This is a genomic window from Vibrio sp. 05-20-BW147, assembly GCF_013369385.1.
GTDB lineage: Bacteria > Pseudomonadota > Gammaproteobacteria > Enterobacterales > Vibrionaceae > Vibrio > Vibrio floridensis.
On record NZ_SZTO01000003.1, the window covers coordinates 270,528 to 293,256 of the forward strand.

Genomic DNA, 22,729 nt, shown 5'->3' on the forward strand with positions numbered 1-22,729 from the left:
CATTCTGTTTGATAAGCGTAAAAAAGGTTGCTCACTGAGCAACCTTTTCTTTTTAAGGGGGGATGTCGTTAAATCAAAATAGTCGCGAGGCCTAAGAAGACAGATAAGCCAATCACATCGGTGACGGTGGTCAGTGCCATACCGCCCGCCAATGCTGGGTCAATATTCATCTTCTTGAGCAGGATAGGGATGGTTACCCCGGCAATGCCCGCAATAATTAAGTTGGTCATCATCGCGGCGGAAATGATGCCGCCGAGTAGCCAGTTACCTTTCCAAGCTACCACGATACCACCGATGATCAACGCCCATAACACGCCATTGAGAAAACCGATCGCCGCTTCTTTCATCAACAGCTCGCGTTTGTTGGCATCACCGATATGGCCCAGTGCCAAACCACGGATCACCAACGCGACCGTTTGGTTGCCTGCTACGCCCCCCATGGAAGGCACTATGGTCATCAAAACGGCAATTGCTGCCATCTGATCAAGGGTCGCTTCAAACATGTTGGAAACCGATGCGGCCGCTAAGGCTGCGAGCACATTCGCCCCTAGCCAAATACTGCGTTTACGCGCCGATTTAACCACGGGAGCAAAGGTGTCTTCGTCATCGTTCAAACCCGCCATACTCATCATTGAGTGTTCGGCATCTTCACGAATAACGTCGACGACATCATCGATGGTGATACGGCCAACCAGATGCTGGTTTTCATCAATGACCGGTGCGGAGATCCAGTTTCGACGTTCAAACAGACTAGCCACATCTGAGTCACTGGTGGTGACCGCAATCGCGTCATCCACGTCTTCCATCACTTCGCTGACTTTGACGTCTGGCTGGGTGGTGATGAGGATAGAGATAGGCAGCTCACCAATCAAACGGCTCTCTTCATCAATCACATAAAGTGCATCGGTGTTTTCCGGCAGCTCACCTTTCATGCGCAAGTAACGCAGAACCACATCGACATCAACATCACCACGAATAGTGATCACGTCGGTGTTCATCAAGCCACCGGCCGTGTCCTCAGAGTAGGAGAGCGCGGTTTCCACACGCAGACGATCCGCCGCATCCATTTGCGCCAATACTTCGCGAGAAACGTTATCTGGCAGGCTACGTAGAACGTAAGCAACGTCATCGGTGTCCATGCCTTCGGTTGCTTCGGCAAGATCTTCTGGGGCCATTTTAGAGACAAGACTGTCTTTGACGTCTTCACTCAGCTCGTCAAGGATTTCACCGTAGTCTTCTGGATCGGTGAGTTGCCATAACACTTCACGGCTTTTACGAGGAGAGGCTTCCAGTAGGTGGGCAATATCTTCAGGTTCCATGTCCTGAAGTTGGCGACGGACGTGCACAAAGCGACCATTTTCGAGCGCTTCGGAGACTTCCTGGAGGGCTTGGTGAGCTTGGTCGAATTCAATTTGCTCTGCCATGATGACCTCCTGATTCCTAGATATTTACAATGTGTTGAATAATAACTTAATTCGAAACACAAGTAACCCGGAGAACCGAGTTTGCTCAACAATTCTCAGTCCATATTCTGCGAATTGATAGGCAGGAGAGTCGCATTTTTCGCAGCTATGAAAAGAGTAGCAATAGACGAACCAATACGAAGAAGAAAGAGTAAAGTAGGGTTACTCGCCTTCTTCAAACTTATCTTCGATAAGATGACAAATGGCATCGAGTGCTTGATTGGCTTGCTCGCCATTGGCATGAATGGTCACATATTGGCCCTGTGCGGATTCAAGCATCAATAGCCCCATCACACTGTCTGCTGCTGCTGTGACGCCTTCTTCGTTGTCGATAGTCACTTCCGCTGCAAAGCTTTGTGCCAGTTCGACCAGTTTCACCGCGGCACGAGCGTGTAGCCCTAAACGATTCTGTATTAATACCTTGCGACTGATTTCCACGGCTAATCCTTACTGTGTTTTTCAAAAGAGGTGTGTCGAATCTTCACCGTGTGGCCGAGTGCGCTAAAATATTCGCCAATCTGCTGAGTGAGATACACTGAACGGTGTTTACCACCGGTGCAACCAATGGCGACGGTAAGATAGCTACGATTGTTTTTTTCGAGCATTGGCAACCAATGCTCGATAAAGGCTTGAATCTGTCTTTTCAGCTCAAGCACTTCGTCATGTTGTTCCAGGAAGATTTTTACCGGGGTGTCGAGACCCGTCATCGGTCTAAGGGACGGATCCCAATGTGGATTGGGCAGAAAACGGACGTCGAAAACGTAGTCGGCATCGGTGGGTAAACCATATTTAAAGCCGAACGATTCAAACACCATGATCAACTTATTGCGTTCTTTCCCTTCTACACGATAGCGTACATTTTCGCTGAGTTCATGTAACGATTGATTGCTACTGTTGAGCGTTAAGTCGGCAATGTCTTTCAGGGGTTTGAGCATTTTTTTCTCTAAATCAATGGCCTGATCGAGAGTATGACACTCTTCACCTAACGAAAGCGGATGGATGCGGCGTGTTTCGCTGTAGCGTTTTAATAGCGTTGCTTTATCCGCATCTAAAAAAAGAATGGTTAAATCAATGCTCGATTTGAGTTTATGTAATGTGGAGGTGAGATCTTTTAACTTCTTGGGAATATTGCGTACGTCAATGCTCACCGCAACATTCTGCTTACTGCCGGTCACTGACTGAACAAAAGACTCCAGTAAGTTCACAGGAAGGTTGTCGACACAGTAGTACCCCATGTCTTCGAGGACTCTTAGAGCAACGCTTTTTCCGGCACCAGAGTGCCCACTCACCACAATAAGACGCATGATGTGCGGCTCCGTTACTCTTTGGTCATGATGTCGTAAAGTTCTTGATCACTTTGCGCAGAGCGTAGTGATCTCAGAACTTGTTTGTCGCTCAAACGCTGTGCCATAGAGGAAAGCGTTTTGAGATGCTCTTTACATTGTTCTTCTGGAACCAATAGGGCAAACATAATATCGACAGGGCGGTTATCAATCGAATCAAAATCGATCGGCTCTTCACATTGAATTAAGACCGCGATGGCTTTGTCTGCAGAATTCATTCTAGCATGAGGTATCGCAATACCATTGCCGATGCCTGTACTACCCATTTTTTCACGGCTCAGCATGCCTTCAAAAAGTTCGGTCGAATCAAGGCCGGTTTGTTCAGCGACAAGGTTACTAATGATTTCTAGTGCGCGTTTTTTGCTAGAACACTGGACTGCACTTTTGGTGCAGTCCAGTGAAAGTATAGTGCTCAGTTGCATGGTTAATGACTGTGTAATTTTTCTTTGTGTTTGTTTAACTGGCGAACCAGTTTATCCACCAGCGAATCGATGGCGGCGTACATGTTTTCGTCGTCAGAGGAAGCGTGGATTTCCCCTTGGTTGACATGGAGCGTAGCTTCCGCGATCTGGCGGATTTTTTCAACTTTAAGTACAACTTGTATGCTATTGATGTGATCAAAAAATCGTTCAAGTTTATCAAACTTGGTGTGAACATAGTCCTGCATTGAATCGGTAAGATCAACATGGTGGCCTTGAATATTGATTTGCATAGACTTTCCTTTTCAGTTGAGGCCTAAAGTAGGCGTTTTCGCTGACTTGACGGGGCAATGCCTAAGGACTCTCGGTACTTAGCGATAGTGCGCCTTGCGACCTGAATCCCTTGGTCTGCCAGTAAGGTAGCAATTTTGCTGTCACTCAAAGGCTTGGCGGTATTCTCCGCGGTGACTAACTTTTTAATGAGAGCGCGAATTGCTGTCGATGAACATTCTCCTCCTGTGTCTGTGCTGACATGACTAGAGAAGAAATATTTCAATTCAAATATGCCTCTTGGTGTGTGCATAAACTTCTGGGTGGTCACACGTGATATGGTCGATTCATGCATCTCAACGGCGATCGCCACATCATTTAGCACCATTGGTTTCATTGCTTCTTCACCATACTCGAAGAAATCATGTTGATGTTCAACTATACAACGCGCAACTTTGAGCAGCGTCTCGTTTCGACTCTCTAGGCTTTTAATTAACCACTTTGCTTCTTGTAGGTTGCTGCGAATGTATTGACTGTCGGCACTGCTGCCTTTGCCAAGTTGTGCATACTGTTGATTAACTTTTAATTTGGGAATGCTGTCGGGGTTTATGGCAACGGTCCATTTGCCATGTTCTTTAAACACGGAAACATCAGGAATGACATACTCTGGCTCAATCGCGTTAATCTTGCTTCCCGGTCTTGGATCCAATTGTTGGATCAGTTTGAGCGCTTCTCGCAGCTCTTCTTCCTTTAGCTTGGCTTCTTTGACGATTAATTTGTAGTCTCGATTACCCAACGCATCAATGTGGTCAGAAAGTACCAGCTTAGCTTCCGTCAACCACGGCGTATCGCCAGGGAAGGTTGCCAGCTGTAGCAACAAGCATTCTTGGAGGTTTTGCGACGCAACGCCGAGTGGATCAAATTGTTGAATGCGTTTGCGAACCGCTTCAACTTCATCCAGTTCAATGTCGGCACTATTGAGGCTCTCAAGAATGTCTTCAGGTGTAATCGTGAGGTAACCCGTGTCATCAATAGCGTCGATGATGGCGACAGCGATGGTGCGGTCTGTGTCAGTGAATGGTGTTAGGTCGAGTTGCCATTGCAAGTAGTCATGCAATGTTTCAGTGGTTTCGCCTTGATAGACAGGCATGTCATCGTCGAGTGCGATGCCCGTATTGCCAGAGTTGGCACTGTAAACGTCATCCCAGGTGGTGTCGATTTCCAGTTCGCTACTGATCTCGGATTTTTCAATCACATCAGAGCTGTCAGGAATGTCGATCTCAACAGAAAAATCATCAGAATCGGAACCTTCATTGATCGCTTTGTCGTCGCCATTCAGTTGCGCTTCTTCTTGATGCTCTTCCACTTCCAATAAGGGATTTGATTCCAGCGCTTCTTGGATTTCTTGCTGTAAATCCAAGGTGGACAGCTGCAGCAAACGTATGGCCTGCTGGAGCTGAGGCGTCATGGCTAACTGTTGACCTAGCTTGAGTTGTAATGAAGGTTTCATTCAGTAGTACTTACCTTTTATTCTCGTAATTGGTTCTGTTGTTCTTCATTTAATCATAGTCGGAATTGTTCGCCGAGATAAACTTGTTTTACCTGTTCATTGTTGAGAACTTGTTCAGGTGTTCCTTCCGCAATCAAACGACCTTGGCTAACGATGTAGGCTTTTTCACAGACGTCTAAGGTTTCACGTACGTTGTGGTCGGTAATGAGGACACCTAAGCCTCGATCGCGCAGATGTTCGATAATTTTTTTGATATCAATGACCGAAATAGGGTCAACACCAGCAAAAGGTTCATCCAATAGAATGAATTGTGGGTTGGCCGCTAACGCTCGGGCAATTTCCACTCGACGACGCTCCCCACCGGATAATGCCATGCCTGCGCTGTGACGAATGTGCTGAATGTGGAACTCTTCTAATAGGTCTTCCAGTTTGTCCTGACGTTCTTCGCGTGTGAGCTCATTGCGAGTTTGCAGCACAGCCATGATGTTGTCTTCAACGGAGAGCTTACGGAAAATCGACGCTTCTTGCGGCAAATAACCAATGCCCAATTTAGAGCGGCTATGCATCGGAAGAATACTGATGTCACGATCATCGATCTTAATTGAGCCTTCATCGCGAGGCACCAGTCCTACAATCATGTAAAACGAGGTGGTTTTGCCTGCGCCGTTGGGGCCCAGTAATCCCACGATTTGGCCCGATTCAACCTGCAAGCTAACGTCTGTCACGACTTTGCGTTTTTTATAGCTTTTCGCTAAGTGTTTTGCGCTCAATACCGCCATTAGTTATTCACCTGACTTGGCTGTAAAACGGTGGTGACACGCTCATTTTTAGAGCTATCGGCCATCAGTTTTTGTAAAGCAATTTGGTAGACAATGGACGAACCTTTGATGACGTTGTTGTCTTGCGCTAGCTCCGCTTGACCTTTCATCGTCAACTGATCGTTATCGATGCTGTAATCAAGCTGTTTAGCGCTGCCGCTGAGCGTTTTGCCGTCATCCATCAATTGTGAAAAGGTCGCTGGCTGGCCAAAGGCTTCGATCTTTTTAATCGTATTGCTCTCAGGATCGCGTGTGACGACGATTTTATCGGCATTGATATTGATGCTGCCCTGTTTGAGAGAGACGTCACCATCAAAGATGACTTGATTACTACGCATATCTAATTGCTGTGAATCGGAATCAATATAAACAGGCTGCTGAGTATCAGATTTCAACGCATAGGCGTTGCTGGTGGCCAGCATAAGAGCAAAAAGACTAAGGTGTAAGGGTTTCATATCTACCTTGTACATGATTATACAGAGTCGCTGTGTTGGTTTTCAGGTTACCCTTCATCGCTTCTCCGGTGGTTTCAAATTGTGGACCAATCAATAAAACCTGCTGGTCAGCATGAAAATCTCGATTCGACAGATCGATTTCCAGTTTGTCCGTAGACAGCATTTCGAAGCTGGCACCTGGCAACAAGTTTTGCATTCTTACGTGGTCGGAGAGGGTCAAAACTTGCTCTTCATCCAGCACGGCGCGTCGAGCTGTGATTTTCCATTCGATCGTGTCGCCATCGCGGTAGATGACTAAACTCGGATTTTCAAAAACGGTATCGCCACTTTTGGCATAGTGATCCAAATGTGACGAAGAGATCTGATGGCTTCGTATGCCATCAGAGTTATAGCTGATGTTATTGAGTGATTCGCCACTAAACATCGGTAGCTCTAAATTGGGTGCCACTTGTACCGATTGAGCTTCACGTTGGCCATACAAGTAGTAGCAAGACCAACTCACAACGAAAAACAGCAGTAAATAAATCAGCCGAGAAAAACTCATATACTCAGACCTTTGTGAGCGTCTAATTCTCCACGTGCCTGTAAAATGAGATCGCAAACTTCACGCACTGCGCCATGCCCCCCCTTAATGCGGGTAACATAGTTGGCGCGTTGTGCCAGTAATGGATGACCATCTGCAACACAAACTTGTAGTGCGACTTTTTCCATCACAGGCCAGTCGATTAAATCGTCTCCAATATACCCGGTTTGTTCTGGGAGGATGGAGAGTTTGTCACAAATATCGTAGTAGGCGCGGACTTTATCATCCTGACCTTGATAAATGAGTGAAATACCTAATGCCTTCATTCGGTTTTCGACGATCTGTGACTGACGACCTGTAATAATCGCAATTTCAATGCCCGCATTCATGAGTGCTTTGACGCCATAACCGTCTCGGGTGTGGAAGGTTTTCAACTCTTCTCCCTGATTGCCCATATAAATCAGACCGTCAGAAAATACCCCATCCACATCACAAATGAGAAGTTTAATATCGCGGGCAATATCGACGATCGCTTGCTCTACTGGACCGTATAAAGTTTCAACGAATTGCGTCACTACATGACTCCCGCTTTCAATAAATCGTGCATATTTAATGCGCCAACCAGTTTACCATCTTGGCACAACATTAAACCGTTAATTTTCTTCTGTTGCATGAGATTGAGCCCTTCAACCGCGAGCATGCTTGGATTGGCAACCGTTGGGTGTTTGGTCATCACTTCGCCGATCTGTGCGCTGTGAATGTCGACACGCTTATCTAAGATACGGCGTAAGTCTCCGTCAGTAAAAATGCCGAGCAACAGATTGTCTTGATCCACAATGGCCGTCATGCCAAGGCCTTTTTGGGAGATCTCCAATAACGCATCACGCACTAAAGCATCCGGAGAGACGCGCGGTAACTGTTCGCCCGTATGCATGATGTCGTTGAGTTTCAATAATAGCTTTCTTCCCAGCGCGCCACCAGGATGGGACAGTGCGAAATCCTCAGCGGTAAAGCCGCGAGCTTGCAGCAGAGCCACCGCAATGGCATCGCCCATCACTAAGGTAGCCGTTGTGCTGGTGGTTGGAGCCAAACCCAACGGGCACGCTTCTTCAGGAACGGTGATCTGTAAATGGTAATCGGCCAGTTTTGCCATGGTTGAGCTGGGTTTGCCAGTCATGCTGATGATGCGGATACCCAATCGCTTTAACACAGGAAAGAGCGCGAGAATTTCTGAGGATTCACCGGAGTTGGAAATGGCGAGGACGATGTCACCACGTTCGATCATTCCTAAATCACCGTGCGAAGCTTCCCCTGGATGGACAAAGAACGAGGAAGTGCCGGTGCTGGCTAACGAGGCGGCGATCTTTTTCCCGATATGGCCTGATTTCCCCATCCCCATAACAACCACTTTTCCAGCGTTATTCAGGATTAATTCGCACGCTTGCTCAAATTGCTCATCAAAATATTGCGATAACTGCTCAAGACCGCGTATTTCCGTGGCTAAAACTTGTTTTGCTACCGCACGATAATCAAAGGACAGGGTCATGTGTACTCCTAGCGAAACAGCTTACGCTGCCATGTTCATTAACAGATAGGCCTGATAACCGATAAAGCAGGTCAGTAGAATACCACCTTCGGTACGACTAATTCTGCGAGATTTGCCCAATGCCATGACAACCAAAAGTAAGGAAATCGCCAGCATTACCCAAAAATCACGTCCCATTGCGTATTCACTAATAAATGATGGGTTGAGAATTCCGGGGATCCCCATCACGGCAAGAATATTGAAAACGTTGGAGCCGATGATGTTACCGACCGCCATGTCATCTTCACCTTTCAGAGCGCCCGCCAAAGACGCGGCCAGCTCCGGCAAGCTGGTGCCCACGGCAATAATGGTTAAACCAATCACCAAATCACTCATGCCAAAGTATTTGGCAATGATGACCGCATTATCCACTAGCATATCGGCCGCGAGTGGTAAAAGGATCAGACCAATGACGATCCACATTGCGGCTTTTGGATTGCTGACGCCTTGAGGAATTTCCGACTCTTGCTCTTCTAAGAAGGCATCTCCGGTTTTTTGTTCACGACGGCTGATTTGCAGCATCGCGACTAGGAATAAGGTAAATAAAACAAACAGCAGCACGCCTTCATAGAAACCAAGGTGACTATCCCAAAGCAGGATGCCAGCCAAGACAGTCACACCAATCATGAGCGGCAACTCACGACGTACTACGGCAGAGTTGATCGACAGTGGGCGAACTAACGCGGTAATACCAAGAATGAGGGCGATGTTGGCGATATTAGAACCTAAAACATTACCCACTGCGGTATCGGTTTTACCGTCAAGTGCCGCGGTGGCTGAAACCATCATTTCTGGTGCGGAGGAGCCCATTGCGAGGATGGTCATACCGATGACCAATGGAGAAATACCGATATTGCGAGCGAGGGCGGCTGAACCAAAAACAAGTTTGTCGGCACTCCAGACTAACAAAATGAGACCAACGATAAGCAGCGCGACGGCTTCGAGCATGATAAGTTCCAGAAAGTAATGATAAGTTGAATGATTAACCGCTAATTTTGACCTTTTGCCGACAAAAATGGAAGCCAAAGTGGTAACAAATTACATCCTCGTAAGCGGTAAAGGCTAATATGTAAGGAAAATGAGAGATGAGCCGATAAGGTGTTATTTTTCGGTAGGATTGATAAAGAGTGCAGAAAGAAAGTCTATTGAATTGAGTGATGGTTCAAAGGAATTAATCGAACACTGCTTTTAATTCTGAAATAATCTGCTTATCATGGCTTGCCGAATTTGTCGCCAATCGACACAATCGCGATGAAAAAACGCAGGGGAATACCTGAGTAAATAAAGAGAGAGTATGTCACACAACGATTTAGTAACGATTCATGGACTGACGTTTTCCCGTGGCCAACGTAAGATTTTCGACAACATCGATTTGCGTATTCCCAAAGGAAAGGTGACGGCCATCATGGGGCCATCTGGAATTGGAAAGACCACATTGCTTCGCCTGATTGGTGGGCAAATCTTGCCGGAAAGTGGTGAGATTTGGTTTGATGGTGTCAATATTCCTAGTTTGTCTCGCTCTAAGCTTTATCACGCCAGAAAAAAAATGAGCATGCTGTTTCAATCCGGCGCGCTGTTTACTGATCTCAATGTCTTCGATAACGTCGCCTTTCCTTTACGTGAACACACTCAACTGAGTGACTCACTCATTCGCACTTTAGTGTTATTGAAGCTTGAAGCGGTTGGCCTGAGAGGGGCTGCTGAACTGATGCCAAGTGAGTTATCCGGCGGTATGGCTCGTCGAGCTGCCCTAGCAAGAGCCATTGCGCTCGACCCAGAACTGATCATGTATGACGAACCTTTTGTTGGTCAGGATCCGATCACCATGGGGGTGCTGGTTGAGTTGATTCGTAATTTGAACAGTGCCTTAGGGGTCACGGCCGTTGTCGTTTCTCATGATGTCCCGGAGGTGATGAGCATTGCCGATTGGGTGTATCTGCTGGCGGATGGCAAAGTGATCGCGAAAGGCACACCAGAGGAGCTGCGCAACAACAGCGATCCTCGTGTTCAACAATTTTTATTGGGTGAAGCGGATGGTCCTGTGCCGTTTCGTTTCCCAGCCCAACCAATCGAAAAGGATTTATTCAACGATGCCTAATCCAATTGAATTGATTTCTGCACTCGGGCGTCGCTTTCTGAGCTTGTGCCAATCTTTTGGTAAGGCAAGTCTTATGCTGGCGGGGGCGTTAGCAGGAAAACCTCAACCACGTAAAACCTTGCCACTCTTGATCAAGCAGATTTACAACGTGGGTGTTCAGTCTTTGGCTATCATCGTTGTATCCGGTCTCTTTATTGGCATGGTGTTGAGCTTACAGGGCTACGTCATTTTGGTTGACTATGGTGCGGAAGGCAGTTTAGGGCAAATGGTCGCGTTGTCGCTTTTGCGAGAGTTAGGGCCTGTGGTGACGGCGCTCTTATTTGCGGGACGGGCAGGCTCTGCTTTAACTGCCGAAATCGGTCTCATGAAAGCCACCGAACAATTATCGAGCATGGAAATGATGGCGGTAGATCCGCTGAAACGCATCATCGCCCCTCGGCTGTGGGCGGGGATTATTTCAATGCCTTTACTTGCGATGATTTTCATGGCGGTTGGCATCTGGGGCGGGCAGTTGGTGGGTGTGGATTGGAAAGGCATCGACCACGGCAGTTTTTGGTCAGCGATGCAAGCATCTGTTGAACTGGGACAAGATATTGGCAATAGCATGATTAAGTGTGTGGTGTTCGCCGTTACCGTCACGTGGATTGCCCTTTTTAATGGTTACGATGCTGTTCCGACGTCGGAAGGCATCAGCCGTGCGACGACTCGTACGGTGGTTCACTCTTCTTTAGCAGTGCTTGGATTGGATTTTGTCCTGACTGCGTTGATGTTTGGGAATTAACATGCAACAAACACGTAAAACAGAATTATGGGTTGGCAGCTTTGTATTGGCGGGAATTTGCGCAATTCTTGTGATGATTTTTCAAGTTGCTGACGTAAAAGGTTTGGGCTCAGGCGATACTTATACCCTGAAAGCACAGTTTGACAATATTGGCAGTTTAAAGGTTCGTTCTCCAGTTAAAGTCGGTGGCGTGGTCATCGGGCGTGTTTCGAAGATTGCTCTAAACCCAGAAACACTTGTTCCAGTGGTTTCTCTGTCGATCAGCAGTGTGTACAACCAGTTTCCCGAAACGTCAAGTGTGCAGATTTTAACCTCTGGTTTGATTGGCGAACAATATATCGGTCTCGTGCCTGGATTTGTGTTTGATGATGAACAGATGCTCAAAGATGGCGACTTTATTGAAGATACCAAATCTGCGCTGGTGCTTGAGGATTTAATTGGTCAAGTTCTATACAGCGTAGGAAATAAGGACGAGGCGAAAAAGGAATAAACGAATGTTGAAACGACTATTTTTAGCCACGACGGCATTGCTCTTCTCGTTGAATGTTTTTGCTGGTGGGGTGTTGGATAAAACTGAACCTTATCAAATGATGAAGTTGGTCTCTGAGCAGGCATTTGCACGTTTGAAGGCTGAACAACCGAAAATTCAGCAAGATCCCAACTATCTCAAAGTGGTGGTTGAAGAAGAGTTGATGCCCTATGTCAATGAGAAGTATGCGGCGTTGAAACTGTTGGGCACCAATTTAAAAGGTGCCAAACGTGAAGATGTGAATGAGTTTATTACCGCCTTTCGCGCCTATTTGATTTCCTCTTACGCTCAAGTGTTGACGCAATACACTGATCAGCAGGTGGTGTTTTCACCAGAGCAGCCAATAAGTGAAGATCAACGTATTAGCAGCGTTAAGGTCGATATCATTGATGCGCCAAGACCGAATATCAAATTGGAGTTTAAACTGCGGAAAGAAAACAACGGCGATTGGTTGGCGTTTGATATGGCTGCAGAAGGCATCAGTTTGCTTTCCAGTAAGCAATCAGAGTGGAATGGCAAAATTCGTCAAGAGGGCATTTTGGCTGTTGCCAAAGAACTCGAAGCGTTAGCCAAACAGCCAATCCGCTTTGAGGCGAAAAACTGATGTCACACCCGCAATGGCAACAATCAACAGAAGAAACGATCTGTTTGAGCGGCAATTTGGACAGAGAGCAAGTGCCGAGTTTGTGGCGCTTTGCACAGAGCTGGAAAGCGCATGGCGGTGTGGTTGAGCTCTCTTTAAAGTCAGTTCAGAGAGTGGATTCTGCCGGAATGGTGATGCTAATTCACTTATTAGAGCATGCAAAAAAACAAAACTGTCATATAATGCTGAGTTTTGTGCCAGCGCAACTACGCACACTGTTTCAGTTAAGCAACGTCGAAGCCGTGGTTGCCAAACATATTCAAAGTTATCAGGGGTAAATTGTGGATAGCGCAAAAGTACAACAGTTACTAGAAGAAGCACTCAACCTTGAAGAGTTGCATGTAAAAGGTGAAGGTAGCCACTATGAAGTGGTCGCTGTTGATGCTTGTTTCGAAGGAATGAGCCGCGTTAAGAAGCAACAGCTGATCTACAAACCACTCATGGACTATATCCAACGCAATGATATTCATGCCTTGTCGATCAAAGCATACACGCCTACTGAATGGGCACGTGACAAGAAACTGATGTCTCTTTAAGGTTTTATAATGGAAAAGTTCCGTGTAATTGGGTCAACTCAGCCATTAGTCGGTGAGGTGACCATTTCAGGTGCAAAAAACGCTGCACTGCCGATTTTATTTGCGTCTATTTTGGCTGAAGAGCCAGTTGAAGTGGCAAACGTGCCACATCTTCGCGATATTGATACCACCATGGAGCTTCTCAAGCGCCTTGGTGCCAGAGTAGAGCGTAACGGCTCTGTGCATGTGGATCCTAGTTCGATCAACGAATACTGTGCACCTTACGACTTAGTGAAAACCATGCGCGCATCGATCTGGGCTTTGGGGCCACTTGTTGCTCGCTTCGGTCAAGGCCAGGTTTCTTTGCCGGGCGGTTGTGCGATTGGTGCTCGTCCTGTGGACTTACACATTACGGGTCTAGAGCAGCTTGGCGCGACCATTACCTTAGAAGATGGTTATGTAAAAGCACAGGTTGAAGGTCGTCTCAAAGGCGCGCACATCGTGATGGATAAAGTGAGCGTGGGTGCCACCATCACAATTATGTGTGCAGCAACCTTAGCAGAGGGTAAAACCGTACTGGATAATGCCGCGCGTGAGCCAGAAATTGTTGATACGGCAAAGTTCCTCAATACGCTCGGGGCCAAAATCAGTGGTGCAGGTACTGATACCATTACTATTGAAGGTGTAGAACGCTTAGGTGGTGGTAAGCACACAGTCGTGGCAGATCGCATTGAAACGGGCACTTTCTTAGTCGCGGCTGCGGTTTCTGGCGGTAAAGTGGTTTGTCGCAACACCCAGGCGCATCTGCTTGAAGCGGTCTTGGCGAAGCTTGAAGAAGCGGGTGCGCTGGTTGAAACCGGTGAAGATTGGATCTCTGTCGATATGACAGGAAGGACGTTGAAAGCGGTCAATATCCGAACAGCGCCTCATCCGGGTTTCCCGACCGATATGCAAGCACAATTTACTTTGCTTAACATGATCGCCAAAGGCGGTGGTGTGATTACAGAAACGATCTTCGAAAACCGTTTCATGCATGTTCCTGAGCTAAAACGCATGGGTGCAAAAGCGGAAATTGAAGGTAATACGGTTATTTGTGGTGATGTTGAACGCTTGAGTGCTGCTCAGGTAATGGCAACGGATCTACGCGCTTCGGCAAGTCTTGTGATTGCAGGCTGCATCGCAAAAGGTGAAACCATCGTTGATCGTATTTATCATATTGATCGTGGTTACGACAAAATCGAGAATAAGCTTAATGCACTAGGTGCAAAGATTGAGCGTTTTCGCCAGTCGAACTAAACTGCGTAATAACCCAATAGCCGAAACACTGGTTTCGGCTTTTTTATGTTTTAGAAGTTGTTTTACTCAGAGACGTTGCGTGTAGGTTCTCAGAACCTTGAAGTGCGAGGCTTATCTGAATGAATACCGGAGTTATAAATGATTGCTCTAGTGCGTTTATTAGCGACAGCGTTGTTTGCTGTTGTAATGTTCGTTTTTGGCTGTGGTTACTGCTTGCTTAGCCCTCGTAATCCGAAGCATGTTTTCACCTTTGGTCGTCTGTTTGGCAAAATGTCTCGCGTGTTCGGAGTTAAGTTGGAGCTGCGTCTACCAGAAGATGCCTACCAGCGTGGCCAGCACATTTATATTGCCAACCACCAAAATAACTGGGACCTCTTTACCGTTTCTGCGGCCGTAACACCCAAAGTTGTGACTGTGGGCAAAAAGAGCCTGGCGTGGTTGCCTTTGTTTGGTCAATTGTATTGGTTGACCGGAAACATCTTGATTGATCGTGCCAACAAAGCAAAAGCGAAAGGCACTATTGATCAAGTAGTATCGAGTATGAAGGCAAGTGAAGTCTCGGTATGGATGTTTCCAGAAGGTACACGTTCACGTGGTCGTGGCTTGATGCCTTTCAAAACGGGCGCTTTTCATGCGGCGATTGGTGCCGGTGTACCAATCATCCCGATCGTTTGTAGTTCAACGGATAAGCTTAAGCTGAATCGCTGGAATAATGGACTCGTTATTGTTGAAATGCTGGATCCAATTAGTACTGAAGGTTACGGCAAAGAGCATATCCGCGAGCTTGCAGAAATCTGTCGTGAAAAGATGAAAGTGAAATTAGAAAGCTTGGATGAAGAAGTGAAGCTGCGTAATCAGCAATAAATATTCAAGAGCAAAACATAAGATTAACAAGGGATGTCACGTGACATCCCTTTTTGATCGAGCGCAGCACCAAATCGTATGGCAGGTATCCGTCGTTACGCCTGTGGTTTGACCACCAAAACGTTGATTCGAGAGTTTTCAACCACCTTACTGGCGACGGAACCAAGGACGACTTTATCGATCTTAGATCGCTTGTGGCTAGGCATGATGATCAAGTCAGCACCGAGTTTTTCTGCGTACTCTAAGATAGTCGCATAAGGTTTGCCTTCCGCCACATGGACCTTATACACAATTTCATCGGCAATATGTTGGTCAGCAAAGGCTTTCAGCTGCTGAACAACATCTTGCTTCATTTTCTGTGCCGCATCTTTAGGGAAATAGCTGGCGACCATTGACATGTGAATTCCAGGAAGGACATTGAGCAAATGCAATTGTGCATTGGCTTGGCGCGCATGCCAAACCGCCAGCTCAACGGCCCTATCTGAAAAACCTTTATCGTTTAGATCAACAGGAACAAGAATCTGTTTGTACATGGTAGGATCTCTATTGTTGTTATTTCAGCATACGAATTTGAGATAAATATAGCCCCGTTTTCACAGGGCTATGGAACCTTTACGCTTGAATGAGTTGAGACCGAATCCGGCGTTTTTGATTCGCTGCCATCAGAATGAGGATCAGCAAGCAAGGTAAAAACACCCACTCTTTCATTGGTCGCTCAGCTTCTTCCACTACCCATTTGATTTCCCAATCAAAATCGATACCGGATGCTTCTGCCGGGCTATCAAACTCAACCATGTCGACCCGCATTTTGCCGTGGTCTTCTACAAGAGAAAGTCCCATGGACTGAATGCGTTCAAGAGCGGTTGTTGCATTATCATCAAACGGTAAACGAACCGTCTTTTCAGTGAAATCACCTTCAAGGTTGGTTCCCGCTACACGAAGTTCCAGTGATTGTCCTACATCTAGTCTCTCTGTGATTTGCTCTATCTCAATACCTGGTGAAAGAACTTTCGCGGGGTAAATCATGTCCCACCAGAATCCAGGGCGGAAGAACGAAAATGTCAGCACTAGCAGTAGTAAGGTTTCCCACCATTTGTTTTTCGTCAACCACCATCCTTGAGTGGCCGCGGAGAAGATCAGCATGGCGATAATCGAGGAGAGTATCGTTAACAGCAAGTGCCACCAAGTATCAATGCCCATCAACAAGAGCTGAGTATTGAAGACAAACATGAATGGCAAGATAGCGGTACGAATGTCGTAAGCAAACCCTTGGATACCGGTACGGATCGGGTCGGATTTCGCAATCGCGGCAGCGGCAAATGCGGCTAAACCAACTGGAGGCGTGTCGTCGGCCAAAATGCCGAAATAGAACACAAACAGGTGGACGGCGATAAGTGGGATGATTAAGCCGTGCTGAGCACCTAGCGTGACGATCACTGGTGCCATCAAAGTCGATACCACAATGTAGTTCGCGGTTGTAGGAAGCCCCATACCGAGGATTAAGCTGATCACTGCGGTGAAGATCAGCATCATGATCACGCTACCGCCGGAAATGAACTCAACAAAATCGGTCATGACCAAGCCAATGCCTGTTAGTGTCACTACGCCAACAACGGTACCAGCTGCGGCAGTTGCTACACCGATGCCAATCATATTACGAGCGCCCGATACTAAGCTCTCTAACAGATCTGTCCAACCAGCCTTGGTTTGCTGCGCAATGTCGTCACTCTTGTTCATCAACGCCATCAAAGGACGTTGAGTGAGAAGAATAAAGATCATAAACACCGTCGCCCAAAAAGCCGAAAGACCAGGAGAAAAGCGCTCTACGGTCAAACACCAAACAAGCACGACGATCGGTAATAGATAGTGGAGCCCGGACTTAATGGTTGGCCCTGGATCGGGTACTTCAGTGAGCTCTGCATCGATTTCCATCCCGCCATCTTTGGCGTGGTTCGCGGAGATTTTCACTAAACCGACATAAGCAGCAAGCAAAGCAAGGCTGACCAATGGCGTTGCGGCATCGCCAAACACATCTTTCGTCCAACCAATACCGTAATAGACCACAGCACTAACCACGCAGAGACCTAAAATGGTGCCTGTAAAGGAGAGCAAGCTCTGTACTACCGTTGGGGTATGGCGGCGAGGTAAGCCTGTCATACCCGCTTTGCAGGCTTCTAAGTGAACAATATAAATCAACGCAATATAAGAAATTAAGGCCGGAAGAATGGCCGCTTTAATGACTTCAACGTAAGAAATTCCGACATATTCCACCATCAAAAAGGCGGCGGCTCCCATGATCGGCGGTGTTAATTGACCATTGGTTGAAGCGGCGACTTCAACTGCGCCTGCTTTAGTACCTGGAAATCCAACTCGCTTCATGAGTGGGATCGTGAAGGTCCCTGTGGTGACCACGTTGGCGATGGAAGAACCAGAAACAAGCCCTGATAGACCGGAGGCTACGACGGCCGCTTTTGCTGGACCACCACGCATATGACCAAGCAATGAGAAGGCCACTTTAATGAAATACGCTCCCGCGCCTGCTCGCTCAAGCATGGCTCCAAAGAGTACAAACAGGAAAACGAATGAGGTGGACACCCCAAGAGCAACGCCAAACACTCCTTCAGTGGTCAACCATAAATGTGACATCGCCTTGTTAATACTTGCTCCTTTATGAGCAATGACATCAGGCATGTAGGGACCAGCAAAGGTATATAGCAGAAACAGTGCGGCAACGAGCATTAGAGGGGGCCCCAATGCTCGGCGAGTGGCTTCAAGCAACAACACCATACCAGTGACGGCTACTACTACATCCACCGTAGTTGGAGCCCCTGAACGGCCAGCAAGCTCGGTATAGAAAATGTAGATGTAGGAAGCCGAGAAACTGCCGAGTAAGGCCAATATCCAATCAAGGGCAGGGATATAGTCTCGAGGTGAGTTCTTCAACGCAGGATAGGCGGTGAAGGCAAGAAAGACAGCAAAGGTTAAATGTACGGCTCGTGCTTGCGTGTCATTAAGAACAGCAAAATCAAAAATAAAAGGTAGCGGTGAAGCGTACCACAGTTGAAACAATGACCAGCAAAGAGGAACAAACCAAAGAATTTGTCCCTGTAACCCCGCTGGGTTACGTGCGCCAGTATCGGCTTGAGCCACCATTTCTTGCACATCTTGTGACGGAGTGGTATTCGTCGTCATGTACGTTTCCTTGTTATTGATGGTCTAATTTATGTGATGCGCCCTTGTGTAAGACAAGAGTGCGCTTTCCGTAACGCTGTCTGGTAATAAGAGTTGCAAACAATGGCATGCCAGACAACAGAAATGTTGAAGTCGGGAGCAGAATTGAATAGCAGACAGGAAGCGCGAGCCTCCTGTCTGTGTCAGTGGATGATTACTTAATCAAGCCCACTTCTTTGTAGTATTTCACTGCACCAGGGTGTAGAGGAATAGAGAGACCCGCACTCACCATGTCTTCTTTCTTAAGATTGGCAAATGCAGGGTGTAGACGTTTAAAGGTATCAAAGTTTTCAAATACCGCTTTCGCCACATTATAGGCTACCTCATCAGAAACGTCAGAGGTCGTTACCAATGTCGCCGCTACACCGAAGCTTTTCACGTCTTTGTCCGTGCCGCGGTACATATCCGCAGGGACTGTGCTATAGGCGTAGTATGGGTTATCTGCAACGATCTTATCGATTTGAGGACCTGTTGCTGAAACCAACTTCGCATCACAAGAGGTGGTGGCTTCTTTAATAGAACCATTCGGGTGACCAACCATGTAGATGAAGGCATCAATCTTGTTGTCACAAAGTGCTTGAGAACGCTCAGAACCTTTTAGCTCTGACGCTAACTTAAAGCTGTCGCTAGTCCAGCCCATAGCATCCATTACAACGCTCATTGTTGCATGGTCACCAGAACCTGGATTACCAATATTCACTCGTTTGCCTTTCAGATCTTCTAGCTTATCGATGCCAGCGTCTGAGCGTGCGATGATGTTGAATGGTTCGGTATGCAGTGAGAACATCGCTCTTAGTTTAGGATATGGGCCTTGCTCTTCAAATTTGCTGGTGCCTTTGTAGCCATGATATTGCCAGTCAGATTGCACGATACCGAAGTCTAACTCACCAGAGCGAATAGTGTTTACGTTGTAGATCGAACCACCAGTGGACTCAACAGAACAGCGAATATTGTGATCTTTACGATCTTTGTTGATCAGTTTACAGATGGCGCCCCCGGTTGGGTAGTAAACACCCGTTACAGAACCTGTACCAATCGTAATAAAATCTTGAGCGTGAACTGCACCTGCGCCGATCACAGCGGCAGCAATTGAACCCACTTTAATTAGTGTCTTAAATGCCATGAATGTTCCTTCCTTTATCCATTATTAACCCAGAAGCATAGCCTGCTATCTTCAGGGGTTTCCTTTTGGAAACGGCACCTTTCTCATTTCTATCGTTTGAGAAAGTGGCAGAATAATAACAAATAATTGGCAGATAATTATACAATTGTTAAATCTTATAGCGAAAAAATCTAAGAAAAGAGACGTTTGTTGGATATTTTTGAGTTGGTGATTAAATAGAACAATGACTTAAAATGACAATAATGCTTTTAGAGGTAATGAGGCGTTATGAGTGATATTGTTGATTTAGGTGCAAATTTAAACCATTTGTTAAAGAATGCGCTCCTTTAGTTTACAGCGGAGCGCATCGCAAGTCGCACTTTAGCCTGCGTACTCGAAGAGCTCACAAACCGACTTAAACAGCTGCTCTGTTGTGATGTTAAGGGTTGGGGTAATGAAAATGGTGTCATCTCCAGCGACGACACCTAAGATACCTTCTGACTTACCGAGGGAATCTAGCATACGGGCAATCAGTTGGGCTGCCCCTGGTCCCGTATGAATGACGACCAATGCTTGGTTATGGTCGACGTCAAGCACGAGTTCACGTAGCGAGCTGCTAACAGTCGGTACACCGAGCTCGGTTGGAAGACAGTAAACCATTTCCATTTTTGCATTACGCGTGCGCACCGCCCCAAACTTAGTGAGCATGCGTGAAACTTTAGATTGGTTGATGTTATCAAAGCCTTCTAATTTCAGAGCTTCGACTATTTCACCTTGAGACCCAAAGCGATCTTCTTTCAATAAAGCTTTGAAAGCGCGAACGAGATTATCTTGTTTTTCAGATGGACGCATGAAGTTCAATTTCCAATTATTCTATGGTTTTGCATATTTTCGCATAGGTATTCACTTAGTGCCAAAGGCTGATTGCATTCTGTTAGTTATATCACTGTAAATTTTAAACAGGTTAGCGTCCTATTAGCCGAGTAAATACGGCAACAGAGGTAAAAATGTTGTTTAATTTCTTCAAGCTTAACTCTTTGTCATACCTGCATTTTATGTGGATAATAGCGCCAAATAATGTGGCACGTGAAGATCGAGTTGCGCAAGGTCGCAAAGCGCGCGTTAATTGATTGTAATCAAGTTGTAATTGCTATAGCTTTCTGTACAGCTGTTTACAAAATACCCTACTAAAAACGTTTATAAGAGATCGCTCTCAAGGAGAACTACAATGAAAGTAGCTGTAATTGGTGCCGCGGGTGGCATCGGTCAAGCCCTAGCTCTTTTGCTGAAAAACCGCCTGCCAGCGGGTTCTGATTTAGCCCTATATGATATTGCACCGGTCACTCCTGGTGTTGCTGCTGACCTTAGTCACATCCCAACACCTGTTTCGATCAAAGGTTATGCTGGTGAAGATCCAACGCCGGCACTAGAGGGTGCAGATGTGGTACTTATCTCAGCTGGTGTTGCTCGTAAACCAGGAATGGATCGTGCAGATCTATTCAACGTAAATGCTGGTATCGTCAAAGCGTTAGCGGAAAAAATTGCGGTTGTATGTCCGAACGCTTGTGTTGGTATCATCACTAACCCAGTGAATACCACAGTGCCAATTGCGGCTGAAGTACTGAAAAAAGCGGGTGTTTACGACAAGCGTAAACTGTTTGGTATCACGACTCTCGACGTTATCCGTGCAGAAACCTTCGTTGCAGAGTTGAAAGATCAAGATCCTGGCGAAGTTCGCGTTCCTGTGATTGGCGGCCACTCTGGTGTGACCATTCTGCCTCTTCTTTCTCAAGTCGAAGGCGTGACGTTCACAGATGAAGAAATTGTAGCGTTGACAAAACGTATTCAAAACGCAGGTACTGAAGTGGTTGAGGCGAAAGCAGGTGGCGGAAGCGCAACACTCTCTATGGGCCAAGCCGCTTGTCGTTTCGGTCTTGCGCTCGTGAAAGCGCTTCAGGGTGAAGAAGTGATTGAATACGCGTACGTTGAAGGTAATGGCGAACACGCTAGTTTCTTTGCACAGCCAGTGAAACTTGGCAAAGATGGTGTTGAAGAAGTTCTACCTTACGGCGAGTTAAGTGATTTCGAAAAAGCGGCTCTCGATGGCATGCTAGAAACGCTTAACGGTGACATTCAAATTGGTGTGGACTTCGTAAAGTAAGCCAGCGAATGTGAGTGGTTAGAAAAACAAAGCCGATCGTTGGATCGGCTTTTTGTTTGTGGTTGATAGCATTTTACTTAACAAAAACGAAAGGGAGCCATTGCTCCCTTTCTTCTCGTTGACTATTTGCTGCGTTTTACCGCCATGTGTGCAAGTGTAATTAACGCTTGCTTGTACTCGGACTCAGGCAATACCTTCAATTCTGCAATGGCTTTATCGGCTTCTTCCATCGCTTTTTCTTCAGTGTAGGTCAATGAGCCGGCTTGCTGCATCACCGCCAGAATGTCGTTTAAACGCTCCATTCCGTTGGCGTTTTCGATCGCTTCGCGAATCATTTGAGCGTTGTCTGCACTGGTATGACGCATGGCATGTAATAAAGGCAGTGTGGGCTTGCCTTCTGCGAGGTCATCCCCAACGTTTTTACCCATCTCTTTGCCATCTGATGTGTAATCCATGACATCATCGATCAACTGAAACGCGGTACCGAGATACTTGCCATAATTTTGCAGTGCGGTTTCGACTTCCGCTGGAGCATCATTAAGAATAGCCCCAATTTGTGTTGCGGCTTCAAACAGGCGTGCGGTTTTAGAATAGATCACCTGCATGTAGCTTTCTTCGGTGGTATCAGGATCGTTACAGTTCATCAATTGCATGACTTCACCTTCTGCAATCACGTTTACCGCATCGCTCATGAGTTTAAGGATCTTCATTGATCCTAGTTCAGTCATCATCTGAAAAGAGCGGGTGTAGATGAAATCCCCAACCAAAACACTGGCAGCATTGCCGAATGCGGCATTGGCGGTAGCTTTGCCTCGACGCATGTCTGATTCATCCACGACATCGTCGTGCAACAGCGTCGCAGTATGGATAAACTCAATAAATGCTGCCGCTGTGGTGTGCGCATTGCCCTGATAGCCTAGTGCTTTTGCCGAAATGACGGCAAGGAGAGGGCGAATACGTTTACCGCCACCACTGATGATATAAAAACCAAGTTGATTGATTAAAGAGACATCAGAATTGAGTTGGGCTTGAATTGTTTCGTTCACTTTTGCCATGTCATCGGCAGTAAGCGCTTGGATAGTTTTAAAATCCATCGTATATCCGGCTGAAGTTAGACCCTGCA

Annotated in this window: 26 protein-coding genes; 9 read left to right on the forward strand and 17 right to left on the reverse strand. The window is 46.7% G+C overall.

Going from position 1 to position 22,729, the window contains the following annotated elements; genetic code table 11:
- Nucleotides 1-68: 68 nt before the first annotated feature.
- The 12 genes from mgtE to FC652_RS04110 all read right to left on the reverse strand — a co-directional run bounded on the left by mgtE (nt 69) and on the right by FC652_RS04110 (nt 9,334).
- Nucleotides 69-1,424, reverse strand: a complete 1,356-nt coding sequence (gene mgtE / locus FC652_RS04055; RefSeq protein WP_176297572.1) for a magnesium transporter — start codon at nt 1,422-1,424, stop codon at nt 69-71.
- Nucleotides 1,425-1,625: 201 nt separating this feature from the next.
- Entirely contained in the window at nt 1,626-1,901 is a 276-nt protein-coding gene (locus FC652_RS04060; RefSeq protein WP_176297573.1) for an HPr family phosphocarrier protein, read from the reverse strand.
- A 2-nt stretch (nt 1,902-1,903) separates the two neighbouring features.
- Nucleotides 1,904-2,767 (reverse strand): RNase adapter RapZ, encoded by an 864-nt coding sequence (rapZ, locus tag FC652_RS04065; protein WP_176297574.1) that lies wholly within the window; start codon nt 2,765-2,767, stop codon nt 1,904-1,906.
- A gap of 14 nt (nt 2,768-2,781) precedes the next feature.
- Nucleotides 2,782-3,228: a PTS IIA-like nitrogen regulatory protein PtsN gene (ptsN, locus tag FC652_RS04070; RefSeq protein WP_176297575.1), complete on the reverse strand. Its 447-nt coding sequence runs from the start codon at nt 3,226-3,228 to the stop codon at nt 2,782-2,784.
- Nucleotides 3,229-3,230: 2 nt separating this feature from the next.
- A complete protein-coding gene (hpf, locus tag FC652_RS04075) occupies nt 3,231-3,518 on the reverse strand; it encodes a ribosome hibernation promoting factor (protein ID WP_176297576.1) in 288 nt (95 codons plus the stop codon).
- A 23-nt stretch (nt 3,519-3,541) separates the two neighbouring features.
- Entirely contained in the window at nt 3,542-5,005 is a 1,464-nt protein-coding gene (locus FC652_RS04080) for an RNA polymerase factor sigma-54 (RefSeq protein WP_176297577.1), read from the reverse strand.
- A 53-nt stretch (nt 5,006-5,058) separates the two neighbouring features.
- Nucleotides 5,059-5,784: an LPS export ABC transporter ATP-binding protein gene (gene lptB / locus FC652_RS04085; protein WP_011078769.1), complete on the reverse strand. Its 726-nt coding sequence runs from the start codon at nt 5,782-5,784 to the stop codon at nt 5,059-5,061.
- Nucleotides 5,784-6,278: a lipopolysaccharide transport periplasmic protein LptA gene (lptA, locus tag FC652_RS04090; protein ID WP_011078768.1), complete on the reverse strand. Its 495-nt coding sequence runs from the start codon at nt 6,276-6,278 to the stop codon at nt 5,784-5,786. Before lptA ends, lptB begins: the two co-directional genes overlap by 1 nt.
- A complete protein-coding gene (lptC, locus tag FC652_RS04095; RefSeq protein ID WP_011078767.1) occupies nt 6,259-6,822 on the reverse strand; it encodes an LPS export ABC transporter periplasmic protein LptC in 564 nt (187 codons plus the stop codon). The genes lptA and lptC overlap by 20 nt, the downstream gene beginning before the upstream one ends.
- Nucleotides 6,819-7,376 carry a 3-deoxy-manno-octulosonate-8-phosphatase KdsC gene (gene kdsC / locus FC652_RS04100; RefSeq protein WP_013572482.1) on the reverse strand — a complete coding sequence of 186 codons (558 nt, stop codon included), beginning with the start codon at nt 7,374-7,376 and terminating at the stop codon, nt 6,819-6,821. The genes lptC and kdsC overlap by 4 nt, the downstream gene beginning before the upstream one ends.
- Nucleotides 7,376-8,347, reverse strand: a complete 972-nt coding sequence (gene kdsD / locus FC652_RS04105; protein WP_118893986.1) for an arabinose-5-phosphate isomerase KdsD — start codon at nt 8,345-8,347, stop codon at nt 7,376-7,378. Before kdsD ends, kdsC begins: the two co-directional genes overlap by 1 nt.
- Before the next feature lie 21 nt (nt 8,348-8,368).
- Complete coding sequence (locus FC652_RS04110; RefSeq protein ID WP_013572480.1) at nt 8,369-9,334, reverse strand: calcium/sodium antiporter; 966 nt, start codon at nt 9,332-9,334, stop codon at nt 8,369-8,371.
- Nucleotides 9,335-9,680: 346 nt separating this feature from the next.
- Between FC652_RS04110 and mlaF the strand changes: the two genes are divergently transcribed.
- From mlaF to FC652_RS04150, 8 genes are all read left to right on the forward strand, one after another.
- Nucleotides 9,681-10,484 carry a phospholipid ABC transporter ATP-binding protein MlaF gene (gene mlaF, locus FC652_RS04115; RefSeq protein WP_072612127.1) on the forward strand — a complete coding sequence of 268 codons (804 nt, stop codon included), beginning with the start codon at nt 9,681-9,683 and terminating at the stop codon, nt 10,482-10,484.
- Nucleotides 10,477-11,265, forward strand: a complete 789-nt coding sequence (gene mlaE / locus FC652_RS04120) for a lipid asymmetry maintenance ABC transporter permease subunit MlaE (RefSeq protein ID WP_176297578.1) — start codon at nt 10,477-10,479, stop codon at nt 11,263-11,265. Before mlaF ends, mlaE begins: the two co-directional genes overlap by 8 nt.
- A gap of 1 nt (nt 11,266) precedes the next feature.
- Complete coding sequence (gene mlaD / locus FC652_RS04125) at nt 11,267-11,755, forward strand: outer membrane lipid asymmetry maintenance protein MlaD (RefSeq protein ID WP_176297579.1); 489 nt, start codon at nt 11,267-11,269, stop codon at nt 11,753-11,755.
- 4 nt (nt 11,756-11,759) lie between these two features.
- Nucleotides 11,760-12,398 carry a phospholipid-binding protein MlaC gene (locus FC652_RS04130; protein ID WP_176297580.1) on the forward strand — a complete coding sequence of 213 codons (639 nt, stop codon included), beginning with the start codon at nt 11,760-11,762 and terminating at the stop codon, nt 12,396-12,398.
- Nucleotides 12,398-12,715 (forward strand): lipid asymmetry maintenance protein MlaB, encoded by a 318-nt coding sequence (locus tag FC652_RS04135; protein WP_176297581.1) that lies wholly within the window; start codon nt 12,398-12,400, stop codon nt 12,713-12,715. Before FC652_RS04130 ends, FC652_RS04135 begins: the two co-directional genes overlap by 1 nt.
- A 3-nt stretch (nt 12,716-12,718) precedes the next feature.
- Nucleotides 12,719-12,973, forward strand: a complete 255-nt coding sequence (gene ibaG, locus FC652_RS04140; protein ID WP_176297582.1) for a BolA family iron metabolism protein IbaG — start codon at nt 12,719-12,721, stop codon at nt 12,971-12,973.
- 9 nt (nt 12,974-12,982) lie between these two features.
- Nucleotides 12,983-14,248, forward strand: a complete 1,266-nt coding sequence (gene murA, locus FC652_RS04145; RefSeq protein ID WP_176297583.1) for a UDP-N-acetylglucosamine 1-carboxyvinyltransferase — start codon at nt 12,983-12,985, stop codon at nt 14,246-14,248.
- 138 nt (nt 14,249-14,386) lie between these two features.
- Nucleotides 14,387-15,112 (forward strand): 1-acylglycerol-3-phosphate O-acyltransferase, encoded by a 726-nt coding sequence (locus FC652_RS04150; protein WP_176297584.1) that lies wholly within the window; start codon nt 14,387-14,389, stop codon nt 15,110-15,112.
- Between the two features lie 95 nt (nt 15,113-15,207).
- Here FC652_RS04150 and FC652_RS04155 read toward each other — a convergent pair whose 3' ends face one another.
- The 4 genes from FC652_RS04155 to argR form a co-directional block, all read right to left on the reverse strand.
- Nucleotides 15,208-15,645: a universal stress protein gene (locus FC652_RS04155; RefSeq protein WP_176297585.1), complete on the reverse strand. Its 438-nt coding sequence runs from the start codon at nt 15,643-15,645 to the stop codon at nt 15,208-15,210.
- Between the two features lie 79 nt (nt 15,646-15,724).
- Nucleotides 15,725-18,304, reverse strand: coding sequence for a TRAP transporter permease (locus tag FC652_RS04160; protein WP_176297586.1), 2,580 nt, complete (start codon nt 18,302-18,304; stop codon nt 15,725-15,727).
- Nucleotides 18,305-18,497: 193 nt separating this feature from the next.
- Nucleotides 18,498-19,466 (reverse strand): TAXI family TRAP transporter solute-binding subunit, encoded by a 969-nt coding sequence (locus tag FC652_RS04165; RefSeq protein ID WP_176297587.1) that lies wholly within the window; start codon nt 19,464-19,466, stop codon nt 18,498-18,500.
- A gap of 360 nt (nt 19,467-19,826) precedes the next feature.
- Nucleotides 19,827-20,297: a transcriptional regulator ArgR gene (gene argR, locus FC652_RS04170; protein ID WP_176297588.1), complete on the reverse strand. Its 471-nt coding sequence runs from the start codon at nt 20,295-20,297 to the stop codon at nt 19,827-19,829.
- A 376-nt stretch (nt 20,298-20,673) separates the two neighbouring features.
- On the opposite strand from argR, the gene mdh reads away from it, so the two are divergent.
- Nucleotides 20,674-21,606 carry a malate dehydrogenase gene (mdh, locus tag FC652_RS04175; RefSeq protein ID WP_176297589.1) on the forward strand — a complete coding sequence of 311 codons (933 nt, stop codon included), beginning with the start codon at nt 20,674-20,676 and terminating at the stop codon, nt 21,604-21,606.
- A gap of 122 nt (nt 21,607-21,728) precedes the next feature.
- On the opposite strand, the gene ispB is transcribed toward mdh, so the two are convergent.
- The gene (gene ispB, locus FC652_RS04180; protein WP_176297590.1) at nt 21,729-22,700 is read right to left on the reverse strand and encodes an octaprenyl diphosphate synthase; all 972 of its coding nucleotides are present in this window, start codon (nt 22,698-22,700) and stop codon (nt 21,729-21,731) included.
- Nucleotides 22,701-22,729 lie beyond the last annotated feature (29 nt).